This window comes from Alcanivorax sp. S6407, from assembly GCF_023016115.1.
GTDB lineage: Bacteria > Pseudomonadota > Gammaproteobacteria > Pseudomonadales > Alcanivoracaceae > Alcanivorax.
This window is the reverse complement of record NZ_JALKBH010000003.1, coordinates 65,924-86,248: the sequence shown is the minus strand read 5'-3', so window position 1 is coordinate 86,248 and position 20,325 is coordinate 65,924. Positions and strand designations below refer to the sequence as shown.

Annotated in this window: 23 protein-coding genes; 21 read left to right on the top strand and 2 right to left on the bottom strand. The window is 58.3% G+C overall.

What is annotated here, in order from left to right:
* Window positions 1-2 precede the first annotated feature (2 nt).
* From MWU49_RS09135 to MWU49_RS09050, 18 genes are all read left to right on the top strand, one after another.
* Entirely contained in the window at window positions 3-1,424 is a 1,422-nt protein-coding gene (locus tag MWU49_RS09135; RefSeq protein ID WP_246970962.1) for a phage major capsid protein, read from the top strand.
* A gap of 346 nt (window positions 1,425-1,770) precedes the next feature.
* On the top strand, window positions 1,771-2,163 hold the full coding sequence (locus MWU49_RS09130; RefSeq protein ID WP_246970961.1) for a hypothetical protein: 393 nt from the start codon (window positions 1,771-1,773) through the stop codon (window positions 2,161-2,163).
* Window positions 2,156-2,698 carry a hypothetical protein gene (locus MWU49_RS09125; RefSeq protein WP_246970958.1) on the top strand — a complete coding sequence of 181 codons (543 nt, stop codon included), beginning with the start codon at window positions 2,156-2,158 and terminating at the stop codon, window positions 2,696-2,698. Before MWU49_RS09130 ends, MWU49_RS09125 begins: the two co-directional genes overlap by 8 nt.
* Window positions 2,686-3,285 carry a hypothetical protein gene (locus MWU49_RS09120; protein WP_246970956.1) on the top strand — a complete coding sequence of 200 codons (600 nt, stop codon included), beginning with the start codon at window positions 2,686-2,688 and terminating at the stop codon, window positions 3,283-3,285. Before MWU49_RS09125 ends, MWU49_RS09120 begins: the two co-directional genes overlap by 13 nt.
* Entirely contained in the window at window positions 3,282-3,590 is a 309-nt protein-coding gene (locus MWU49_RS09115; RefSeq protein ID WP_246970954.1) for a head-tail connector protein, read from the top strand. The genes MWU49_RS09120 and MWU49_RS09115 overlap by 4 nt, the downstream gene beginning before the upstream one ends.
* On the top strand, window positions 3,590-3,943 hold the full coding sequence (locus tag MWU49_RS09110) for a phage head closure protein (RefSeq protein WP_246970952.1): 354 nt from the start codon (window positions 3,590-3,592) through the stop codon (window positions 3,941-3,943). Before MWU49_RS09115 ends, MWU49_RS09110 begins: the two co-directional genes overlap by 1 nt.
* Complete coding sequence (locus MWU49_RS09105; RefSeq protein WP_246970950.1) at window positions 3,936-4,427, top strand: HK97-gp10 family putative phage morphogenesis protein; 492 nt, start codon at window positions 3,936-3,938, stop codon at window positions 4,425-4,427. Before MWU49_RS09110 ends, MWU49_RS09105 begins: the two co-directional genes overlap by 8 nt.
* Window positions 4,427-4,792, top strand: coding sequence for a DUF3168 domain-containing protein (locus MWU49_RS09100; RefSeq protein ID WP_246970948.1), 366 nt, complete (start codon window positions 4,427-4,429; stop codon window positions 4,790-4,792). The genes MWU49_RS09105 and MWU49_RS09100 overlap by 1 nt, the downstream gene beginning before the upstream one ends.
* A 26-nt stretch (window positions 4,793-4,818) precedes the next feature.
* Window positions 4,819-5,109, top strand: coding sequence for a hypothetical protein (locus MWU49_RS09095; RefSeq protein WP_246970945.1), 291 nt, complete (start codon window positions 4,819-4,821; stop codon window positions 5,107-5,109).
* A 156-nt stretch (window positions 5,110-5,265) separates the two neighbouring features.
* Complete coding sequence (locus MWU49_RS09090) at window positions 5,266-5,769, top strand: phage tail tube protein (RefSeq protein ID WP_246970942.1); 504 nt, start codon at window positions 5,266-5,268, stop codon at window positions 5,767-5,769.
* 9 nt (window positions 5,770-5,778) lie between these two features.
* Window positions 5,779-6,213, top strand: a complete 435-nt coding sequence (locus MWU49_RS09085; RefSeq protein WP_246970939.1) for a phage tail assembly chaperone family protein, TAC — start codon at window positions 5,779-5,781, stop codon at window positions 6,211-6,213.
* Between the two features lie 29 nt (window positions 6,214-6,242).
* Window positions 6,243-6,503, top strand: a complete 261-nt coding sequence (locus MWU49_RS09080; RefSeq protein ID WP_246970937.1) for a hypothetical protein — start codon at window positions 6,243-6,245, stop codon at window positions 6,501-6,503.
* Window positions 6,504-8,708, top strand: coding sequence for a hypothetical protein (locus MWU49_RS09075; protein WP_246970935.1), 2,205 nt, complete (start codon window positions 6,504-6,506; stop codon window positions 8,706-8,708).
* Window positions 8,708-9,187: a hypothetical protein gene (locus MWU49_RS09070; RefSeq protein WP_246970933.1), complete on the top strand. Its 480-nt coding sequence runs from the start codon at window positions 8,708-8,710 to the stop codon at window positions 9,185-9,187. The genes MWU49_RS09075 and MWU49_RS09070 overlap by 1 nt, the downstream gene beginning before the upstream one ends.
* A gap of 1 nt (window position 9,188) precedes the next feature.
* On the top strand, window positions 9,189-9,677 hold the full coding sequence (locus MWU49_RS09065) for a DUF1833 family protein (protein ID WP_246970931.1): 489 nt from the start codon (window positions 9,189-9,191) through the stop codon (window positions 9,675-9,677).
* A complete protein-coding gene (locus MWU49_RS09060; protein ID WP_246970929.1) occupies window positions 9,674-10,060 on the top strand; it encodes a hypothetical protein in 387 nt (128 codons plus the stop codon). Before MWU49_RS09065 ends, MWU49_RS09060 begins: the two co-directional genes overlap by 4 nt.
* Window positions 10,053-13,049 carry a host specificity factor TipJ family phage tail protein gene (locus MWU49_RS09055; RefSeq protein WP_246970927.1) on the top strand — a complete coding sequence of 999 codons (2,997 nt, stop codon included), beginning with the start codon at window positions 10,053-10,055 and terminating at the stop codon, window positions 13,047-13,049. Before MWU49_RS09060 ends, MWU49_RS09055 begins: the two co-directional genes overlap by 8 nt.
* A gap of 28 nt (window positions 13,050-13,077) precedes the next feature.
* On the top strand, window positions 13,078-15,150 hold the full coding sequence (locus tag MWU49_RS09050) for a sialate O-acetylesterase (RefSeq protein ID WP_246970925.1): 2,073 nt from the start codon (window positions 13,078-13,080) through the stop codon (window positions 15,148-15,150).
* A gap of 576 nt (window positions 15,151-15,726) precedes the next feature.
* Here MWU49_RS09050 and MWU49_RS09045 read toward each other — a convergent pair.
* Window positions 15,727-16,155, bottom strand: a complete 429-nt coding sequence (locus MWU49_RS09045; protein ID WP_246970922.1) for a S24 family peptidase — start codon at window positions 16,153-16,155, stop codon at window positions 15,727-15,729.
* Between the two features lie 263 nt (window positions 16,156-16,418).
* Window positions 16,419-16,625 (bottom strand): ribosome modulation factor, encoded by a 207-nt coding sequence (rmf, locus tag MWU49_RS09040; protein ID WP_035229665.1) that lies wholly within the window; start codon window positions 16,623-16,625, stop codon window positions 16,419-16,421.
* Window positions 16,626-16,900: 275 nt separating this feature from the next.
* Between rmf and rlmKL the strand changes: the two genes are divergently transcribed.
* From rlmKL to MWU49_RS09025, 3 genes are all read left to right on the top strand, one after another.
* Window positions 16,901-19,015 (top strand): bifunctional 23S rRNA (guanine(2069)-N(7))-methyltransferase RlmK/23S rRNA (guanine(2445)-N(2))-methyltransferase RlmL, encoded by a 2,115-nt coding sequence (gene rlmKL, locus MWU49_RS09035; protein ID WP_246970920.1) that lies wholly within the window; start codon window positions 16,901-16,903, stop codon window positions 19,013-19,015.
* Window positions 19,012-19,239 carry a glutaredoxin family protein gene (locus MWU49_RS09030; protein WP_246970918.1) on the top strand — a complete coding sequence of 76 codons (228 nt, stop codon included), beginning with the start codon at window positions 19,012-19,014 and terminating at the stop codon, window positions 19,237-19,239. Before rlmKL ends, MWU49_RS09030 begins: the two co-directional genes overlap by 4 nt.
* 317 nt (window positions 19,240-19,556) lie before the next feature.
* Complete coding sequence (locus MWU49_RS09025) at window positions 19,557-19,865, top strand: DUF6482 family protein (protein ID WP_246970916.1); 309 nt, start codon at window positions 19,557-19,559, stop codon at window positions 19,863-19,865.
* The last annotated feature ends 460 nt before the right edge of the window (window positions 19,866-20,325 follow it).

The following is a 20,325-nucleotide window of genomic DNA, read 5'->3' as shown; positions in this document are numbered from 1 at the left end:
TTATGAAACGCTTTCAACTGACGGCTGGCTTTGTGCTGGCCACCATCGCCATTGCGGCGTCCCTGCCGCTGGCTTTCGGTATTACCCCGGAAACCATCGTGGCCTCTGTCCTGATCGTTGCAGCCTCTGGCCTGCTGGTCGAGCCCGGTCATACTCACTATCGCGGTGGCATGCGTGCCCAGTTCGGTAAGGTGGGTTCGGAAGAAGATATCGAAGCCCAGTACAAGGAAGTACAGACCAACCTGAAAGACATTGGTGACAAGCTAAAGGCGCACGCCGAGCAGTCGGAGAAGGACATCAAGGCGCATCGCTCCATGAGCGAAGAGACGAAAGCCAAGGTAGACGAACTGCTGACTACCCAGGGTGGCCTGCAGGAAAATCTGCGTGCGCTGGAGCAGACCATGGCGGGTTTGCAGGATTCCGCCAATGCTGGCCCTGCTAAAGCGCAGACTGGTGGCCAGCTGCTGGCTGCTCACATTGAAGAGCATGAAGATGCCCGTGCCTTCCTGGCGAACCCGGTGCAGGGTCAGACCATGCGTGTGGCGGTGCCACGTAGTGCATTCCAGGCAGCGCTCACTGACACCAGCGGTGGCGGTAGCTCCCTGACCTATCCGGCGGATAATCGGGGTCTGGTGGCGCCTTTGCAGCGTCGTCTCACGATTCGTGACCTGTTGATGCCTGGTCGCACTTCCAGCTCTGCCATCTTCTTCCCGCGTGAATCCGGCTTCACCAACAACGCGGGCATCCAGTCCAGCCAGGGGGGCTTGAAAGGTAAGTCTGAAATCACCTTTGAGGATGTGACCCGGGCCGTAGCCACTATCGCGCATACCCTGGATGTCTCTATCCAGATGCTGTCCGATGTGCCCTACCTGATGAGCTACCTGGATGGCCGTGGTATGCATGGCTTGAAGCTCAAAGAAGAACTGCAGCTGCTGCTGGGCTCCGGTACCGGTGGCAACCTGGAAGGCCTGTTTACTGCAGCTGCTGCGTACGCTCAGCCGGCGGGTGCTGTTGTCACTGACGAAACCCCTCTCGACCGCCTGCGCCTCATGATGCTGCAGGTCGAATTGGCGGAAGCCATGGCAACCGGTGTGGTTCTCAACCCCGTCAACTGGGCGAACATCGAACTGCAGAAGGATGCGAACAAGCAGTACCTGTTCACCAACCCGCAGAACACTACCACGGGTCGCATCTGGGGCCGTGATGTGGTGTCCACCCAGTCCATGCCGCAGGGTCAAACGGTGGTGGGCGATTTCGCTACCCATGCCCAGCTGCTGGATCGCGAAGATGCCAGCGTGGCGATCTCCTACGAGAACAAGGACAACTTCGAACGGAACATGGCGACCATTCGCATTGAAGAGCGCGCGGTGCTGGCCATCTACCGTGACGAAGCCTTTGTGAAGGGCCCGCTGAGCGGTAGCTGATCACTGGCGTGATTGGGGCCTTCGGGCCCCTTTTTTATTACCAGGAGTGAACCATGCCAGAAGTGGTAGCCCTGACGTATTTTGATAACCGGGTGCAAGGTGAGCGGTTCCATTGTTCCCCGCATCTGGCCGGCGAGCTGGCGGCGAAGAAGCTGGTTCGGGAGATTGAGGCCCACCCCCGGAAGGCCGCTGGCACGAAGTCGTCTGCCTCGCCAGTGGCCCCAGCCTCAACGAAGCAGACGTTGAACAAGTCAAAGCCTGGAAGGAAGCCTCGCCGGAAACGCGCGGCGTCATCGTCACCAACACCACCTTCCGAATAGCGCCCTGGGCCGACATCCTTTATGCAATGGATCTCGCCTGGTGGCGTAAGCATTACGACGACACCCATGGCTTCAAGGGTGAAAAGCTCACCATCGCCAAGAATGCCCGCGGAGCGGCGATGGTGGATCTGCCGTACTCCGGCAACAGTGGCGCCGGTGCATTGATCCTGGCCCATCACTACGGTGCTCGCCGGATCATCATGCTGGGGTACGACTGCAAATACGCCCCGGATGGCAAGCGGCACTGGCATGGTGATCACCCCAAGGGGTTGGGCAATGCGGTGTCGGTAAACCGGTGGCCCGCAGAGTTCCAGAAAGCCAGCAGCTTTCTGCATGGTGCGGAAGTTCTGAACGCCAGCCGGGAAACCGCCATCCAGCTTTGGCCGCGAATCTCATTGGAGGCAGCGCTGCATGCATGACCGTCCGCTCTTTATTACCGGGGCCTCCCGCTCTGGTACCAGCATGACGGCCGGCCTGTTTGCGGCGCATGGTGTCTGGTTTGGCCCTTGTGTGCCGGCCAGCCCCATCAATACCAAGGGCTTCCATGAATCCCGCTTCCTGAAAATGGATTGGCAAAACGCGGGCCCGATCGCCAGGCAGGAAAGCTGGCGGGTATGGCTTGATCAGCATGCTGCTCCTCAGCAGTGGGCGGTAAAAGCGGGGCCCGAGTGGTGGCCTGTGTTCAAGGCTTTCAATCCGGTGGTGGTGTGCTGCTACCGGGACTTGCGAGCCATCCGGGCCAGCCGGGAGCGAGCAGGGTTTGACCCCAGCGATCGGCATACCGAGCGTGCCTGGGAGCTCATGGGCGAGATCCCCGGTGCACACAGTGTTCGTCCGGACGAATTCGCAGAGGGCAACTTCACTGGCCTGCAGCCCGTGCTGGATGCCCTCGGCATTGAATTCGCTGCAGAGGCCGCTGCGGCCTGGGTGGATCCCGCTTTATGGACAAAGTAACCCGCGTCTGTGTGCTGAAATCCGGTGGTGAGTTTACGCCCAGGCACGTGCAGTGGTTGGCGCGGCAAGTGCCAGGGCTGGTCTGTCTGTCTGATGTGCCTGTGCCGGGTGTTCCGGTGGTGCCGCTGCAGCATGGCTGGTCTGGCTGGTGGAGCAAGATGAACCTGTTTTCCAGTGCCATCCCGGGCGATCTGCTCTATCTGGATCTGGATACCGTGGTTATTGGCGACCTCGCCACACTAGAGGGGGTAGGGGAGACCACCCTGCTGGATGACTTCTACAAGCCAGGGTTGCTGGCCTCTGGCCTGATGTACATCCGCGAAGAAGACAAAGCGCAAGTGTGGGATGCCTGGCTGGAAGATCCGGAAGGTCATCAGGCTCGGTGCCAAACCCGGGAGCGCTGGGGTGATCAGGGCTTCCTGCAAGATGTGCTCCCTGCACAAACCTGGCAGCAGGCGCTGCCGGGCAAGGTGGTGTCATACAAAGTGCACTGCCAGAAACAGATTCCCCACGGTGCCCGGGTGGTGTGCTTTCACGGTAACCCGCGGCCCTGGGCTGCCAAACAATCATGGGTATTGCCGTTATGACCATCTCTCTGGATGAAGCCAAAGATTATCTGGATGTCATCCATGATGCGGATGACAGCAAGCTGCAGATGCTGCTGGATGCGGCCCACGATGAGGCCCTGCAGTTCATGAACCGTAGTGATTTCGGAGAAGTCTGCGAGTGCAGCAGCTCCAGCAGCAGCGGCTCGGTGATGCCAGCCAGTGTGCGGCTGGGCGTACTGATCCTGCTGCAGGCGGCCTACCAGGCCAGCCCGGATGATGCCGAGCAGCTGCGCCATGTAGCTGAAGTGATACTCATGCCGTATCGCTGCGGCTTGGGGGTCTGATGCTCAGCTATCGCCTGCGCCATCGCATCGAGATTCAGGAAAAAGTGGAATCCGGCCGGAACCCGGACACCGGGGGCCAGATTTACAGCTGGCAAACGCTGGTGATCAGCGGCACAGCCATGGGCTCGGTACCGGCGGAAGTGCTGACTGGGCCGGGCAGAGAGAGTCGTGCGGCAGGTGCCGTGCAGGCGGAAACCGATGCGCGCATTAATCTGCGCTGGTTCCCGGGGCTCAACCAGGCGATGCGGATCCTTTGGGATGGCCGTATCTACGACATCGATGGCATGGCCACCGATCGCACCGGGCGGCAAGAGTGGCGCCTCACCTGTAAAGAGGGGGTGAGTGATGGCTGATGACATTAAGTTCAGCATCACCGGCCTCAATACCCTGCTGGGCAAGCTCGACAGCATCAAGCAGGAAACTCGCCGTAAGACGGGCCGGGCTGCACTGCGTAAAGCTGCCAATCTGGTGCGGGATGCTGCCAAGCAGAATGCTGAGCGGTTGGATGACCCCGCCACGGGCCGTTCCATAGCGGACAACGTGGCAATCAAATGGAACACCAAGCACTTCAAGCGAACGGGTGACCCGGCATTTCGTGTTGGTGTGCGCCATGGTTCCAAGGTGGAAAAAAAGGGTAACCCGGATGAGGGGGTGGCAGGTCCCACTCCGCACTGGCGCTTCTGGGAGCTCGGTACCGAGAAGATGCGGGCGCAGCCTTTCCTGCGGCCGGCACTGGAAGACAACATCAACCCCGTAACGGACACATTTATCCGCGAGTTCGAGAAGGGCATTGATCGCGCTATCAAGCGTGCGAAGAAGAAAGGGGGTGCCGCCTGATGGTCCCGCCGGTGTATCCCATACTTTCTGCCAATGCCGCCGTGGTGGCCCTGCTGGGCAACCCGATCCGCTGCTATCCGTTCGGCAGTGCCCCGCAAGGCGTGCAAGACCCGTATGTGGTCTGGCAGGTCATCGGCGGTGCGGCGGAGAACTACCTGCAGGATCGCCCGGACGCTGACAGCTACGACGTGCAGATGGATGTGTACGGCAGAGATGAAGCGGATGTGCTGGCAGTGGCCAAGGCTATTCGTGATGCCATGGAAGCGCGGGCGTATATTTCCCGCTGGGGTGGCCATAGTCAAGATCCGGCGACTAAGCGATGGCGGGTCAATTTTGATGCCTCCTTTCTGCATTTGCGGTTATGATTTAACCGTTAGTAAAGGGAGTGGTTATGCGATATCTGGTGGTATTATTTTTATTTTGGTGTTCATTCGTCGTCGCTAGCGAAGAAAAAATTGGACACTGTAAGCATGTTGCTAAGCTGGCAGAGGGCACGATGATTGCGCGGCAGCAGGATGTCCCGATGTATGAGCTGGTAGATCGCATTGATCCTGATGCTATTGAGCTGATCTTGCCTTTGATTCGGGCTGCTTATGATATTGATGTAATGCCCGATGGTCATAAGGAAGAGATGGTCAATAGATTTAGTAATGCCGTCTTTAAGGCTTGTTTAGATAACTAGTTCTACCCCATTTCATGAAAACCCGCTTCGGCGGGTTTTTTTATGCCCGTTTAAAGCCGTTGCATGTCATCGCCGTGAGGCGAGGGGGTGTGGCGCACTATTTCTGTAACAGCACCGCTGTTAAGCGGGGCCAATCCCAACGATGGAGACCCAACCATGAGTAAGCTTACTCAAGGCACCCAGGTATTTTTCATTGACCCGGAGGGCAGTGACCCGTCTGTGGTGGAAGTGGAATGTGCCACCTCGTTCAACCCCGGTGGTGCCCCGGCGGATCAGATTGAAGATACCTGCCTGGCGGCGAATAACCGGTCCTACAAGCCTGGGCTGCGTACTCCTGGCCAAGCTTCCATGACGATCAATGCAGACCCGGAGAATGCTAGCCATATCCGCCTGCATGAGCTCTCTGAAGACAACCCTTCCCCGTCCTTGAAATGGGCTGTGGGCTGGTCTGATGGCCCGCTGGATGCGGATGGCCTGCCGACCTCAATCCCGGGTATCGATAGCAGTGGCGACTTTAACTTGCCGGCTGACCGTACCTGGTTCGTGTTTGAAGGGTATGTGGCTGACTTTCCGTTCGACTTCCAGCTTAACGCTGTGGTGACCACCAACGTGTCAATTCAGCGCACGGGTGGTAGCAGCTGGATCAAGAAAACCCCGTAAGGAATCCCCATGGATCTGAAGAAGCTGCAATCGCTTGGCGGGCTGGTGTCCGCCAAGCCGGAACTCTGTGAAATCGAATGGGACGATCGGGTGAAATTGCCCGACCCTGAAGGCCGGTTGCCCATGCTCAAGCAGCTGGATGCTACCGGGAAACTTGTGGCGGTGGACAACCCGAATTGGGTGCCTACCTACAAGGGTGAGGTGGTGACTTTCGACGCCTGGGTGAAGCAGCTTTCTTTCGGGGATGTGGACCGTATCCGTAATACCCCGGTGGATCCGGAGAACCCTTCTCGGAGTATCGAAGCGGTAATGATTTCCGAATCTATCCGTTTAGGCAAAGAGGGTGAAGAGCAGCTCACTTATGAGCAGGCGTTTCAACTCAAACCCTCTTTGGCGGCTGCTTTCATGAAGGCCATTGGGGAATCTGTAGCGGTAAAGAAATAACGCCTGCCGATGAGTTCTGGCACGAACTCGTGCTGGCCGGTGTGGGTGGGCGAACCATTGCGGAAGCCAAGCTGGCACTTAGCTACCGCGAAGTACAGCAATGGATGGCCTACATGCGCAAGCGTGGCTCCCTGGCCATGCAGCGTCGGATGGAATGGCCTTTTGCTCTGCTGGCGATGTACCTGAATCGCTTGGGCGGCGGAACGGCGGAGATGGCGGACTTCATGCCATACGCCAGTGCGGATGAACAAGAAATCAGCCTCGGTGAGGCAATGGAGAGGTGGCAATAAATGGCAAGTCGTAGCCTTGGCACATTGACGCTGGATCTCATTGCTCGTACAGGGGGCTTTGAGAAAGGCATGGATGCCGCTGCTCGTGCCTCCAAAAAGCGCATGGGCGACATCAAGCGTGATGCGAAGCTGCTGGGTACTGCGATCGCTGGCATGGCGACGGGTGTAGCAGCCAGCCTGGCCTTGATGAACAAGGAGGTTTACGACTCTGCGCAACAGTTCAGTCGATTGGCGTCCATCTCAAATACCAGTGTTCAGGAATTCCAGAAAGGCGCAGCGGCAGCCAAGTTGGTTGGTGTGGACATGGATGGCCTGTCGGATGTGTATTCCGACCTGAGCGAGAAGGTGGGGGATTTCCTGGAAACAGGGGCGGGCCCGCTGGCTGATTTCTTTGAGAACATTGCGCCGCAGGCTGGTGTCACGGCTGAGGAATTCAAGAAGTTGAGCGGCCCGCAGGGGCTGGAGCTGTACTTCTCGGCGCTTGAGAAAGCGAATCTGGATCAGAGCCAGATGCTGTTCTATCTCAAGGAAATTAATGATCAGGCGCCAGCGCTGGCCCCGTTGCTGCGTGACGGTGCGAAAGGGTTTAAGGAGCTGGGTGACCAGGCGGAGCGTGCCGGTGCGATCCTGGATGACAACACGATCAATGCTGCCAAGGACCTTCAGGCGGCCATGTATCTGCTTGATCAATCCACTGAAGGATTCCGTAATCGCATTGCAGCTGAAACTCTGCCGATTGTGGCGAACTTGGCCGAAGCCTTCACGGATCTGTCCACTGATGGCGCAATTGCCAGCGAGTTGGGGCAGGCGCTTGCTACCAGCATGGAGTGGATTGCAAAGGCCGGGCTTGGCGCGGTGGCTTCGGTTCATCTTCTGGGTAAAAGCATGGGCGCGCTTGCTGCGGCTGTGGATGCTGCCGGCTTGAATGATCTTTCCATTGCTGAGCGGATGAACCCTGCAGCTGTGCTTAAGCAGATATACAAAGGTTTTGGAGAGGGAAAAGCGGCGCTCTCTGTTGGTTTTGAGGATGTCGAGGCAACGCTGCTGAAGTATGGCTCGGCCATCGACAAGATCGGAGAGAAGGCTGGCGACAAGACGGGGTCCTCTATTTCGCGCGTGCGTGAACTGCTTGACATGATGAATACCTCGCCGCCTGCAGTGGGTGGTAGCGGTTCCTTCGATGTGGCAGAGGCAGCCAGGGCTCAAGCGGAGGAGCTGGACAAGCTGATTGAATCGGCTAGTGCGTCCACCGCTGAATGGCGGAAGGCCCGTGAATCGTCAGCAGCTGCGCTGGATTCTGTCACTCAGTCGCTGATGACTGAAGAAGATACCATCCTGGAAAGTTATCGCCGCCGGCGGGACATCATCCTGCAGAATACGGAAGAAACCTCTCTTAAGCGGCGTGATCTTCTCGCTCGCCTTGAGCAACAAACCAACGAACAGCTCACTGAGATCAATGGCAGCTTTTGGGAAAAATATCTCCTGGCTGCAGAGCGGACGTTAACCTCCCTGGATGACCTTGCGCTGTCCACGGTGGATCGCTTCTCCAGTGGCATCGGTGACGCACTGGAAGGCATGATTTTCGATGCTGAAACAGCCCGCGAGGCGTTCCAGCAGCTGGGCGAAGGTATGGCCCGCTCCATCGTGAATGCCCTGGGCAAGATGGCAGCGGAGTGGGTGGCTTATTCCGTTGTGCAGCAGCTGGTAGGGAAATCAACGGCGGCCTCTGCGGCATCTGCCATGGCGTTCCAGGCTCAGGCTACAGCGAAGCAGGCAGCACTGAGTGCGTATGCAAGCACCGCTGCCATTCCAATTGTAGGTCCGGCAGCGGCTCCGGCAGCCGCTGCGGCTGCATCGGCTGCGGCCGAACCTCTGGCCGCATCAGTGGGGGCGCTTGCTTTCGCAGGTGCCTTCGACAAAGGCGGCACCATCCCGGGCGGTTCCTTCGGGATCGTCGGTGAGCGTGGCCCCGAGATCGTCCAGGGCCCGGCCCATGTCACCAGCCGGGCCGATACCGCCAAGATGCTTGGCGGTGGTGATGTGACGGTGAACCTGGTGGAGGATGCCAGCAAGGCAGGGCAGGTGCAGAAAACCCCGCGGGCAGGGGGGATGGATATCACCGCGTTCGTGTCGAATATCCGTGATGATGGCCCTGCAGCGCGGGCGCTTGAGCAAACCTATGGCCTGAAAAGGGTGGGCAGCTGATGGCGACTGATATCGATTTCCCGTCGCAGCTGCCCTGTGGTCAGCGTGAAGGGTATAGCCTGCAGCCGGTGCAGCCGTTTGCCCGCACGCCCATGGCCACCGGGCGGGCCAGGCAGCGGCGCACCTTTACCAATGTGCCGACCATGGTGGATGTGTCCTGGCTGATGACGCCAGAGGAGGCGGCCCTGTTCGAGGGGTGGTTCCGTGATTCTATTAATGACGGTGCGGACTGGTTCAATTGTGAGCTGCGCAGTCCGCTGGATGGTCGGGACAACCCGGGCGTGAGCCAGTATGAATGCCGCTTCACGGAAATGTATTCCGGGCCGGCACCGGTTGGTGCCTTTGAATGGCGCATCAGTGCCAAGCTGGAAATCATCGAGCGGCCGCTGATCCCTGTAGGTTGGGGCCTCTTCCCGGATCTGGTGCTGGGTATGTCGCTGATCGACATTGCCATGAACCAGGAATGGCCGGAGCCCTGATATGCCTACTGCACTGGATGTAATTTATGCCAGCGCGCCTACGGGGGTGGTGCTGATCCCGACGCTGGATATTCGCGTTCCGGGTGAGGCGCCGATCCGGGTGTGTAACGGCTTCGAGGATATTGAGGTCACGCTGGAAGATGACAGCACGGTCACCTTCACTGCGGGCAATCTGGTGATCGATCTTCCTGAGAAGAACGACACCGGGAAGCAGACCCTGAAGTTTGGCCTGTGGAACGCCAACGGCGACGCCCAGGCGGCAGTGGTGGCCGCGCTGGAAGCAACCACGCCCACGGAGATCATCTATCGGGAATTCGACAGCAGCGACCTGAGCGCCCCGGCCAGCCTGCCGCAAAGCTTCACCCTGGTGGGTGGCAGTTTCGAGGGCGTGGAAGTGCAGCTTGAGGCCAGCTATTACGACATCCTGAACACCGCATGGCCTCGTGAACGCTACACCCAACTGAATGCCCCCGGCATCGCCTACCTGTGATCCAGCATTACTTGAGCAGCACCTACCGCCGGTATGGCCGTGGGCCGGACGCCTATGACTGCTGGGGACTGGTGCGTGAAGCGCGTGCCGTCATGTTTGGCAAGCCATTGCTTGCCAGCTATGGCGAGATCGGCGGCCAGATGGCCCGGGAAATGACAGAGGCAGTCAACGCAACCATCCACAAGCATCTGAAGCCAGCCAATCCAGTGCCGGGCGCAATGGCAATGGGGTGGCGCGGCAGGCTCTGCATCCATGTCGGCATTGTAGTGGAAGTCGACGGACGCAAGTGGGTGCTGGAAACCGATTCCAGTACCGGCCCGGTGCTTACCCGCATCCGTGATTTTGAAGCCCGCTTTCTGAAGGTCACCTATTACGATGATTAAGGTCTATCCCAGCATTGGCCCTTGTGAGCCTATCGAGGAGCACGAAGTCGAAGGCATCACTGTTGGGCAGTGGATGGCGGACAATGTGGCCGAATATAAGCCGGGCAATAACCAGCCTGTGAGCATCACCATCAACGGTGATCTTTTGCCGCCAAGCCGGTGGGGCTGCACGGTGGTTAATGCGCCGGACAATGTTGCTATCCGGATTCAGCCGGCTGGGGTGCAGCTGCTGATCGGCGCGATTTCGCTGCGCGAAACCTTCCGACCGATCATCAACGCCCTGCAGCCAGACTTCCCGTCTCAGACTGGCAGCGGTTCCGCATTCTCGCCTGTCAGCGCCCAGGCAAACATTGCCAGGTTGGGGCAGGCCGTCCCGGAGCCTATTGGCAGATACCGCCGGTATCCGGATTACCTATTGCCTCCTCGCCGGTGGTTTACCGGGAAAAAGAAGCAGCAGTTAAATATGCTGTTGTGTGTTGGGCCCGGTGAGTACGACATCCCCATCAGCGGAGTGAAGGTGGGTAATACCCCGCTGACGGCGCTGGGGGCGGATGCGGAATTCACTATCTACGAGCCGAACGCGGATTTGTCTGCTGAGGAGGCGGCAGAGTGGTGGCACAACTGCCGAGAGGTCGGGGCAACAGCGGGCGGGAATGCCGGCATTGCCCTAGGCAGTGTATCGAATGTTTCTGATTATCCAGATGCCTCTGCATTCACCTTCAGCGGTGACACCATCAGTATCCCTGCTGGTGCCGGTAGCTTTCCGGCGGGGTGGAATAACACGCTGGTGGTAAGGGTTGAGCAATACCTGGATTACACCATTGAGTCCGGCGGCACCCGTGACATTATCCGCGGCCCACTGGATCAGCTGGGCGCCTTCGCGGGGATGCTGATTGAGATCGCCGGTGACAATTTCGGCAACTACACGGTGGAAAGTTTCACAGCGTCAGTGCCTGACGCTACTGGCTCTGCCTCAACGCTAACTGGTAACGCCGTACCGGCGCGCTACGACTTTGATGTGACATCAGCCAGTTTCAGCGTGCTACTGGATGGCAACAGCCAAACCGTCACCCTGAACACCGATGTCACGGATTTGTCTGGGCTGATCACGGAACTGAACAGCCAGCTGGACGCCACCATTCAGGCGCAGGATGACGGCAGCGGAAAAGTGCAGCTGGTGGAGCAGGGCCCAAGTTACTCCGGCGCTGCGATCACTGTGAGTGGCGATTACACCGATGTGCTGGGAGCTTCTCCGGTGGGTGTCACTGGCGATGAGACCACGGTGGCGGCTGAAGCCGAAATGACGCTCTCCTACGATTCTGGCGATCCGGTGACCGGCTTGACGCCAGACGCTGCGCGCATGGCTATCGGCTATCGCGGCATGCTCTACCTGGTCGATGGCGCCACTACCAGCGAGATAGAGCTGACCCGGCTTGATGACGAACTGAACGCCGATTCAGGCTGGCCAGGGTTCGACACAGTCACCACTACCGATGGGGTGGTCTATGTTGAGGGGAACTCGGCCTCTGTAGGGTGGGCGGGTCCATTTTTGGCTTGCCCTGATGGCGAGGTAACAGATGAAATTGAATTGGATTTCATGTTCCCCAAGGGGCTGGTGTACTTCAGTGGTGACGGTGGTACGGGGTACCTCAATGCGAGCGTTCGCGTTCAGTGGAGAGAGGCTGGCACGGCGGACAGCTGGACAGATGTGGGCTTCAGCTACTTCGAATCAACACTGAACCAGATCGGCTTTACGGAAACGCTTAATCTCCCGTCCAGTATCCAGGCAGAGGTGAGGGTTCGCCGTGGCACCGGCCCGTCCACGGCAAAGGGTAACCGGGATATTGAGTGGTATGGGATGCGGGCGAAGCTGAATCCGCCAACCAGCTACCCATGGACCACCATGGCTGTGAAGCTGGTGAACTCCAGCAAAATTGCCAGCGCTTCCGAAAACCAGATCAATGTTGAGGCCGAGCGGAAGCTTCCAGTGCTATCTGGTGGCGTCTGGCAGCCAGCAGAAGAGAATAGCGACATTGCCCCGGCGCTCTACCACATCGCGGAGTCTGTGGGCATGGAGATCGACCACGATGAGCTGGTGCGGTTGGATGGCATCTGGAAGGGTCGCGGTGACAAGTTCGGGTTCGTGTTTGATGAAACCACGGTTCGCGATGCCATGAAGATGGTGCTGCGGGCTGGCATGTCGGAATTGACGCTGGACCAGGGTGTCATCTTGCCGGTGAGGGACGAACCCCGCACCACCTTCGAAAGAGGGCAGGGCTTTTCGCCTCAGAACATGACCGGGCCGCTCACCCGCAGCTTCAAGGCGCAGCGGCCTGATGATGCTGATGGCGTGGATGTGGAGTTCACCAACGGGTCGAACTGGACGAAGCAAACCGTGGAATGCCGGTTGCCGGGGGATCTTGGCATCAAGGTTGAAAAGATCCGCCTCGATGGTGTTACCGACCGCACCCAGGCCTGGCAGATCGGTATGCGTGCCCGGCTAGCCATGAAGTATCGCCGTTGGGAGTTCAGCTTCGATACGGAGCTGGATGGCCTCAACGCCAATTACATGAGCTATGTGCCCATCCTCGACGACCTGCCCAGCTACGGGCAAAGCAGCATCCTGCTGGCTATTGAGTATGCAGGTAGCAGCGGCGCGCTGCTCACGGTCAGCGAGCCTATGGATTGGAGCGATTCTGGTGCCAGCTATGTAGTGGCCTATCGCAATCCGGACGGCACCGTGGCAGGCCCATGGCCAGCCACCCGGGGCGATGATGATTACCACATCATCGCCGACATCCCGCTGCCCTGGCCGGATCTCACTGCCCGGCAAGAGCCGCCCCACGTTTACTTCGGCACCACCGAACGGTGGGCCTTCAAAGCATTGATCACATCAGTCCGCCCGCGAGGGATGTTGGGGGCCAGCGTCACCGCCACCAACTACGACGACCGCGTGTACGACTACGATGACCAAACCCCGCCAGCCTGATCAGGCTGTTTGAAAAGAGGCTTTCAGAATGTCTTACGACACTGGTAATCCGGTTCCGTCGAAGGATCCGCGCGACCTTGTTGATAACGCCGAAAACATGGATGAGGCCGTCAATGGCACGGGCGATAGCTGGACGGATCGCCTGGGGAATTCTCGGCCTACGCTGAAGCGGTTGGAGGATGACTACCCGCAGGCCGGCGTGGATGCGGATCGGGCGGAAGCGGCGCTGGCAGATACCTTGGTCGCTCAAGGCGAAACGGAGGATGCCAGGGATGATGCGGTTGCCGCGCAAGCGGGTGCTGAGTTAGCAGAAGCCAATGCCGGTGTGTCTGCCTCAGCAGCAGCCACCAGCGCAGGTGACGCCCAAACGTATGCGGATGCGGCCGCAGCTGCTCCAAGTATTTATGCCGACACCACAGCTGGTTTGGCGGCTACTAGTGTTGATGATTATTTCTATGTGCCCTCCGGTGTATCTGGCGAGCTGCTGATTCTTTATCGGCACGACTCCGGGCCAACTGCAACTGAGGTTGGGAGGGCGCCTAGCTCGGCAAGAATTTCCAGCTTGCGTGACGCAGACATAGATATAGCGTCATCTTTTACCGGCGTTATGAATGGTTATGGCATAGATGATGACGGGGTGCCTGTGGCGTCGCCGCTTCGATTTGCAAACGGTGGCCGCGAGGTCCGTTGGTGGGACGCTATTGTGAGGCCGTCCCTTTTTCAAGACATACTTGGGCTTGTGCCGGTCACGGCGGTTGAGCAGAAGGTGGGCTTCATCCGTGACTTGTCTGGACACGGTGACCATTTGGCTGCACCGACTGACTCAGCCCGGATGACATACCGAATCGACGAGCGAGGAGTGCCTTACTTGGCAGTAACAGCATACGGGCAGCGGCTGGTCTCTGCACCTGGCGTTACGTATTCATTCCCGACAAGCATCGTAGCCGCAGTGCAAAATGGGTGCTGGTTTGGGATGCACGAGGGAGCCACCTCCTACGGGATGTATCTGAAACAGGGCAGCTCATTCCGGGGTTTTTCGCAGCTGACAAACGCGGCGTCCGGCGTCAATGGCACCACATCCGCGCTGGGATCTGTCTCTGACGATCTGCCTTTTGTAATAGCTGGGCGCTATATCGAGGGCCAGATGACAAACTCAATCAATGGCTCCCCTGAAACATCCTCTGCCTTTTCGCCTGAAACTGCTGTTGCACCAGCGGGAACAAGGTACACAGTAGGCGGTCCGTATAGCACTGTGGGCGACCGATTTTATGGCGGCGCCATCATCACGGGCGGCGACATGCAGGAAGCAGGAATCAGGCGGGTGTCAGAATTTTTCAAAGTTCGCACAGGTAGCCGCCATCTTGAGCAGCTGGAATACGACGTGTTCATGTGCGGCGGGCAATCTAATTGCAGCGGCCAGGGTGACAGCCTGACATCGACCAGCGTTTCATTCGGTGAAGGGGCTGAATACCAGCAGGGCGGCGTATTCAAAGCGCTGGCAGACCCGACGCGTCATTACGCTACAAACGTTGCTGGCAATGTGTCTGATACAGGGTCTGCATGGCCCGCTTTCGCAAACAAATACTACGAACTGACCGGAAGAATAGCGTTAATCGTAGGTGGTGGTGTGAGTGGTCTTGGCATTAACAGTTGGGCAGGGAGTGATCTTTACAGAAATCAGATGGTGGATATGTATCTGGAGGCCAAAGCGTTGGTTGAGGGGCGCGGCGGAAAAATTAACAATGTGGCCATGTGCTACCTTGGTGGCGAGACAGACGCCACTTCCGGCATAGCGAAGGCGACAGTGAAAGCCAACATGATGACAGTCATTGATGCGGTGCGAGTGCGTGCCGACATTGCAGACATGCCGGCCTATCTGTTCTCAATCGATAGAACCACCGACTCTGGGCAAGATGCAGCTTTTGCAGAAGTCAGGGATGCGCTGTCAGAAGTCGCAAGCGAAAACGCGGACGTTCACCTGGTCATGCCTTACCAGGATTTTGTCGGGCAGGGCAAGTTGGTGGATAGCGTGCACTGGGACCAGTCTGCGCTTAATGAGGCCGGTGAAATCGCAGCAACCAATGTAGCGGGGCTGATCTGATCGAGTGATGGAGCCCGCCGCATAGCGCTGACACGTCTGTCGCTGGTGTGTACCGGCGACGGGCAGGGTCATCGTCTCAGGTGCCAGGGAAGGCGTCTGTAGGCGATGGATTAAGCTGGCGCAGGAAAATGGCCCTGGGGAATGTAGGTGGCCGGCATTGCTGCCGGCCTGGGCGTTACTTCAGACGGTTTTTACGCAAAACGAAGAGCAGCAGCTCAAGCGATCGCGCAATCACCAGCCAGATCGGGTCGTACTCATGGGCGATCATGGCCTTCTCCTGTGCGGTGCCGGTGGGAGTTGACGCCATGCCACTGCGCTGAAACAATGGATTTGTTCGCCTACCACAACGAACGGCGCCAGCCCACACCTGCGGGTTAGTGTCACAGCAGGCCCCGCCCGGGCCTGCTCCCTCTGGGGGCTTTCGCCACCAGTCAGCATTCCAAAATCACAGCTTGTTCTGGTTACATTTCTTTACCGAAATACAACACACTTTCTGTTGAATATAGCCGCGAGATATGTTGATGGTATCAGTGCTGTGTTCGCAGTCAAAAGGAATTTGGCCCCGTTCGTCAGGTGCTACTCGCTCCACCCAGCTGTCAAACCCTCCGCACAACCTCTGTTGCTCCCGTCATGCAGCGGTTTAAGCCTGCTCGACACCACGCCAATGATCCGGTGATCCTCCAGCATGATGGCATCGCCGGTACTGGCCACCAGTCTCGGCTTCACCCGCGTAAGCAGCTTGCGCACCAGGCTCTGGCCACCCACCTCCACAATCACCACATCCTCATTGCGGGGCGTCAGGCTCCGATCTACCACCAGAATGTCACCCTCGAAGATCCCGAATCCCTCCATGGCGTTGGTGTCGCAGACCATCAGCGTGGTGGCGGCAGGGTGCTTGATGCACAAATCATTCAGGCTGACAGGATCCTCCATGTAGCCCTGGGCGGGGGAGGGAAATCCGGCGCTGATGGTTTCTGAGAACATAGATAATAGAACGGTGTGCATGTCGGTGGCTCCAGTACTGTCTATGTGGACAGTGTAGTACCGCATCCTTTCCTTTCCTATTTTCTCTTGCTGGCATTTTGCGGGTGGGCTCATCAGAATAGCGCCCTCAGCCTGGCGTAGGGCCCAATCCCGCTGCTTTCTATTACGCCATATTTACGCCAAAGGTAGGGTAAGTTGCTGAATGTCAGGCATTAAAAAGGGCCCTGGTGGGGCCCTGTGGGTCGGCGCGGCGAGCGCGTCGGCTTGGATGAACTTGGGATGAATTAACCGATATTTTTCAGATTCTGAATACTGGCGACACCCAGCATGCCTTGAGCGAGGTTGGTACGACCTTCACGCCAGCCACCCATCCAGTTGGTACGGGCCTGAAGTGAGCCGAAGGGACAATCTTCTCGGGATTTACCATCAAGGCCAGCGTTGTAGCCTTTGTTGTAGGCGCGGTCGTCTCTGTTTCGTTTTTGTCGCTTCATAGACGCTTATCCTTTCACATACATCGGTACAAACAAGAAATAACCCCGGGCAATGTGAACAGGCCCGTTGTGTTTTGGACTTCACTTCCGGGGTCGACAAAATCAGTATGGAAAACGGCTAGAGTAGTGTCGAATACCAAGTAGCAATATCAGAGCGCTTCTTTAGGCATATGACGTCTAAAGGACAGCAAGATGACAGTTCGTGTAACTAATTGAAAATGTTGAATATTTAATTTTTGTGATTGCACGAAACAGTCACTTACGAGGAAGAGATAATGGAATTTGTTGCCACCAGCATGCCCGGGCTGGCGCCTCTGCTGGCCGATGAACTGAGCTCATTGGGCATAACAGTAACGGAGACTGGCAAGGCCCACGTGGAATTCTCCGGTGGCACCGCTGATGCGCTCAGGGTTTGCCTGTGGTCCCGTCTTGCCGAGCGGGTGTTGTTACCGCTGGCCACACTGGGGGTAACACCGGACATCGCACCGGAGAAACTGGCTGCCAGCCAGGACTGGCTTTCACTGGTGGGTAACGATGCACCCATCCATGTGAATGTGGAGCATGGTGCCGGTGTGCGCGGTGATAACCGCATCAGTGCCAAGCGTTTTATCCAGGCATTGCCGCCGCAATTCACCATTTCCCGTGATCTGCGCGGCAGCTGCTGTGTCCGTGCGCGACTGGATCAGAACGAAGCGCACCTGTGGCTGGATCTGGCTGGTGACCCGTTGCACCGTCGTGGCTACCGCCTTGCCGGTGGCCGTGCTCCCCTTCGCGAAACGCTGGCGGCGGCCATGCTCTGGGCGGCGGGCTGGCACAAGCCTGAGCGTCCCGGCGCCATGCTGGACCCGTTCTGCGGTTCCGGCACCCTGTTGATTGAGGCTGCCTTGATGGCCGCAGGTCGCGCCCCGGGCGCCATGCGCCGACACTATGGTTTCCAGCAATGGCGTGGCTGCCGCCGGCAACTCTGGCAGGCCGCCATGGACGAAGCCGCTGCCAGTGCAGATCGGCCCGTGCCGTCACTGTCCTTGAAGGGCTTCGATGCGGATCTCAAGGCGATCCAGCTGGCCCAGCAGAATGCCGAACGTGCCGGTGTGCGCAGCGCCATTCACTTCGAGCGCCGCGAACTGGGCGCCCTGCGCCCCCGGGATGTGGCAGACGACGGCATCATGGTGACCAACCCGCCCTGGGGGGAACGCCTGGAAGAGCAGGAGCAGGCTGGCTGGCTGCACCTGGGGTTGGGCCGCATCATGGCCAGACTGGCACCGCAATGGAAAGTGATACTGCTGGGCGCGGATGCCGAAGTCATGGATCGTTCCGGCATGCATCTGGATACCCAGTGGCGCCTCAGGAACGGGCCATTCAACAACTTCATTCGTCTTTATACACCGCGTCAGCAGCAAGCTGTCCAGGTGGTTCAGGTGGCAGACAGTGCCGCCTTTGAAGTTCCCGAGTTGGCCATGCCGCTGGTGAATCGCCTGAAGAAAAACGGCAAGCATCTGCGCCGCTGGCTGGAGCGTGAGGACATCCAGTGCTACCGCCTCTACGACCGGGATTTACCGGAATTCAATGTGGCGGTGGATATCTACGGCGATCAGGTGTTGGTGCAGGAATTCAAGGCCCCCAAGACTGTGGACCCGGACAAGGCCCGTGAGCGCCGTGATCTGGCGGTCACCGCAGTGCGGGCGGCTCTGGGGGTGCATCGCGAGCAAGTGCATTTGCGTACCCGCGAACGGCAGAAGGGCAAGCAGCAGTATCAGAAGCTGGATGGTCAGGGGCACTATCGCCCGGTCCGTGAAGGGCAGGCGCAGCTGTTGGTGAACCTGCAGGATTATCTGGATACCGGCTTGTTTCTCGACCACCGTCCGGTCCGGCTGCGTATTGCCGAAGAAGCGTCCGGCAAGCGTTTCCTCAACCTGTTTGCCTACACCGGTTCGGCCACTGTCCATGCCGCGGTCGGGGGCGCCAAGCGTACGGTCACGGTGGATGCCTCCAAGAAGTATCTGGAGTGGGCGGCCAGCAATCTGGCACTGAATGGCTTCTCCACCGACCAGCACAGCCTGGAGCGGGCCGATACCATGCGCTGGCTGGATGAGTGCAAGGAGCAGTTCGATCTGGTGTTCTGCGATCCGCCCACCTTTTCCAACAACAAGTCACGCAGTGACTTTGTGGTGGAAGAGCACCATGGCGACCTGATTCGCAAGATCATGCGCCGGCTCGAGCCGGGCGGGGTGCTGTACTTCTCCTGTAACTTCCGCCGCTTCAAACTGGATGAGTCGATTACCAAATGGTACGACGTGGAAGACCTGACCCGCTGGAGCATCCCGGAGGACTTCCGCCGGAATGACAAGATCCATGTGCTCTACGCCATTCGCCACGTGGAGGAACCATGACCGTTGTGCTGTACACCACCCTCGGCTGCCACCTGTGTGAGCAGGCGAAGGATTTGCTGATGATGGTCAACCCCAATGTGGAACTGGAGTCAGTGGATGTGGCCGAGGACGACGATCTGATTGCGCAGTACGGGGAGCGTATCCCGGTGCTGTCCCGCAACGGCCATGAACTGGCCTGGCCGTTCGGTTTGCTGGATGTACAGGCGTTTCTGCAAAAGCCGTAAGCGGTTCAGGCTGAGATATGTCGCTAAGGCTGCTTTTGATCGTGATTAAGATTGCGCACTTGGCAATACACAAACGGTAGCCGTAGGAGCCCATGCTCGCATGGCGATCACCGCCAGCCTGGATACGGAGCCCGGATTCCAGAAGACAGGATTCAGGCAGCAATAGACAGGTTTCCCAATGGGTGCTTTGTGGCATCTGGGGTAAACGGCTTTTCCTTGTGACTGGAACAGCGCAGTCCATGTGGGTTGGTAGCATGGCCAGGGGGGATCGTCTCCTCATGACGCGGGGTTCACGGTAGTGGCGTAATTCTAAAGCCATGAAAACGATCAGCGCTCACAAACTCAACAAACGTCAGGCCGAGGAAATTGAAATTACCTCAGCCTGTTTGTCCGTATGCACCGTGAGGGTTCGGCTCGACGGTGAGTGGTACTGGGTCACGGATCAACATGGCAAGATCCAGCGCTTCAACGGCCCGGAACACGCCAATAACCTGTTAAGCCAAGTCTCCACGCCCAAGGCTACGCTGTTGCATCACTCCGCCCATGCGGAGATGGTAGGGCAGCCGGAAGGGGAGGTGATTCCGCCCCTGAAAGTGGATTTTCACTGGCGTAGCGATCACGCCTGACAGTTCAGATCAAAAGCATTTTCACACAGAGGACACTAAGTGCCTTTGGTATTTCTCTGTTTTTCCTGTGTTAATGGTGTCTTTGGTTTTGGCGTGTAGCCTGAAGCGTGCAGCATGCCGCGTCTCTGTATGGGAGACTCAGCTTGCTGAGCGTATGTGGCCGTCCAGATGCGAAAACCAGAATCTTTGCGTAGGGCGGAAACAGGTGAAGGCCTGTCTCCGCCATGGCGCCAATGGCGGAGATGCCCTGAGGCATTTCCGCCCTACGAGAGCGTTGTACTTGTCTCGCCGAAGCTCGGGTTTGCACCTCACCGAGCGTAACGAAGGAACGCCTGTAAGGCGGCCCCGAAGGGGTGAGCGAAGCAAATAACTGTGGCTCCTACAGAGGGGGAGTTACGATCCTGCATGCTTTTGGCTTTAGCGTGGAGCCTGTTGCGTGAGGCGTGAAGCACTTCCCTTT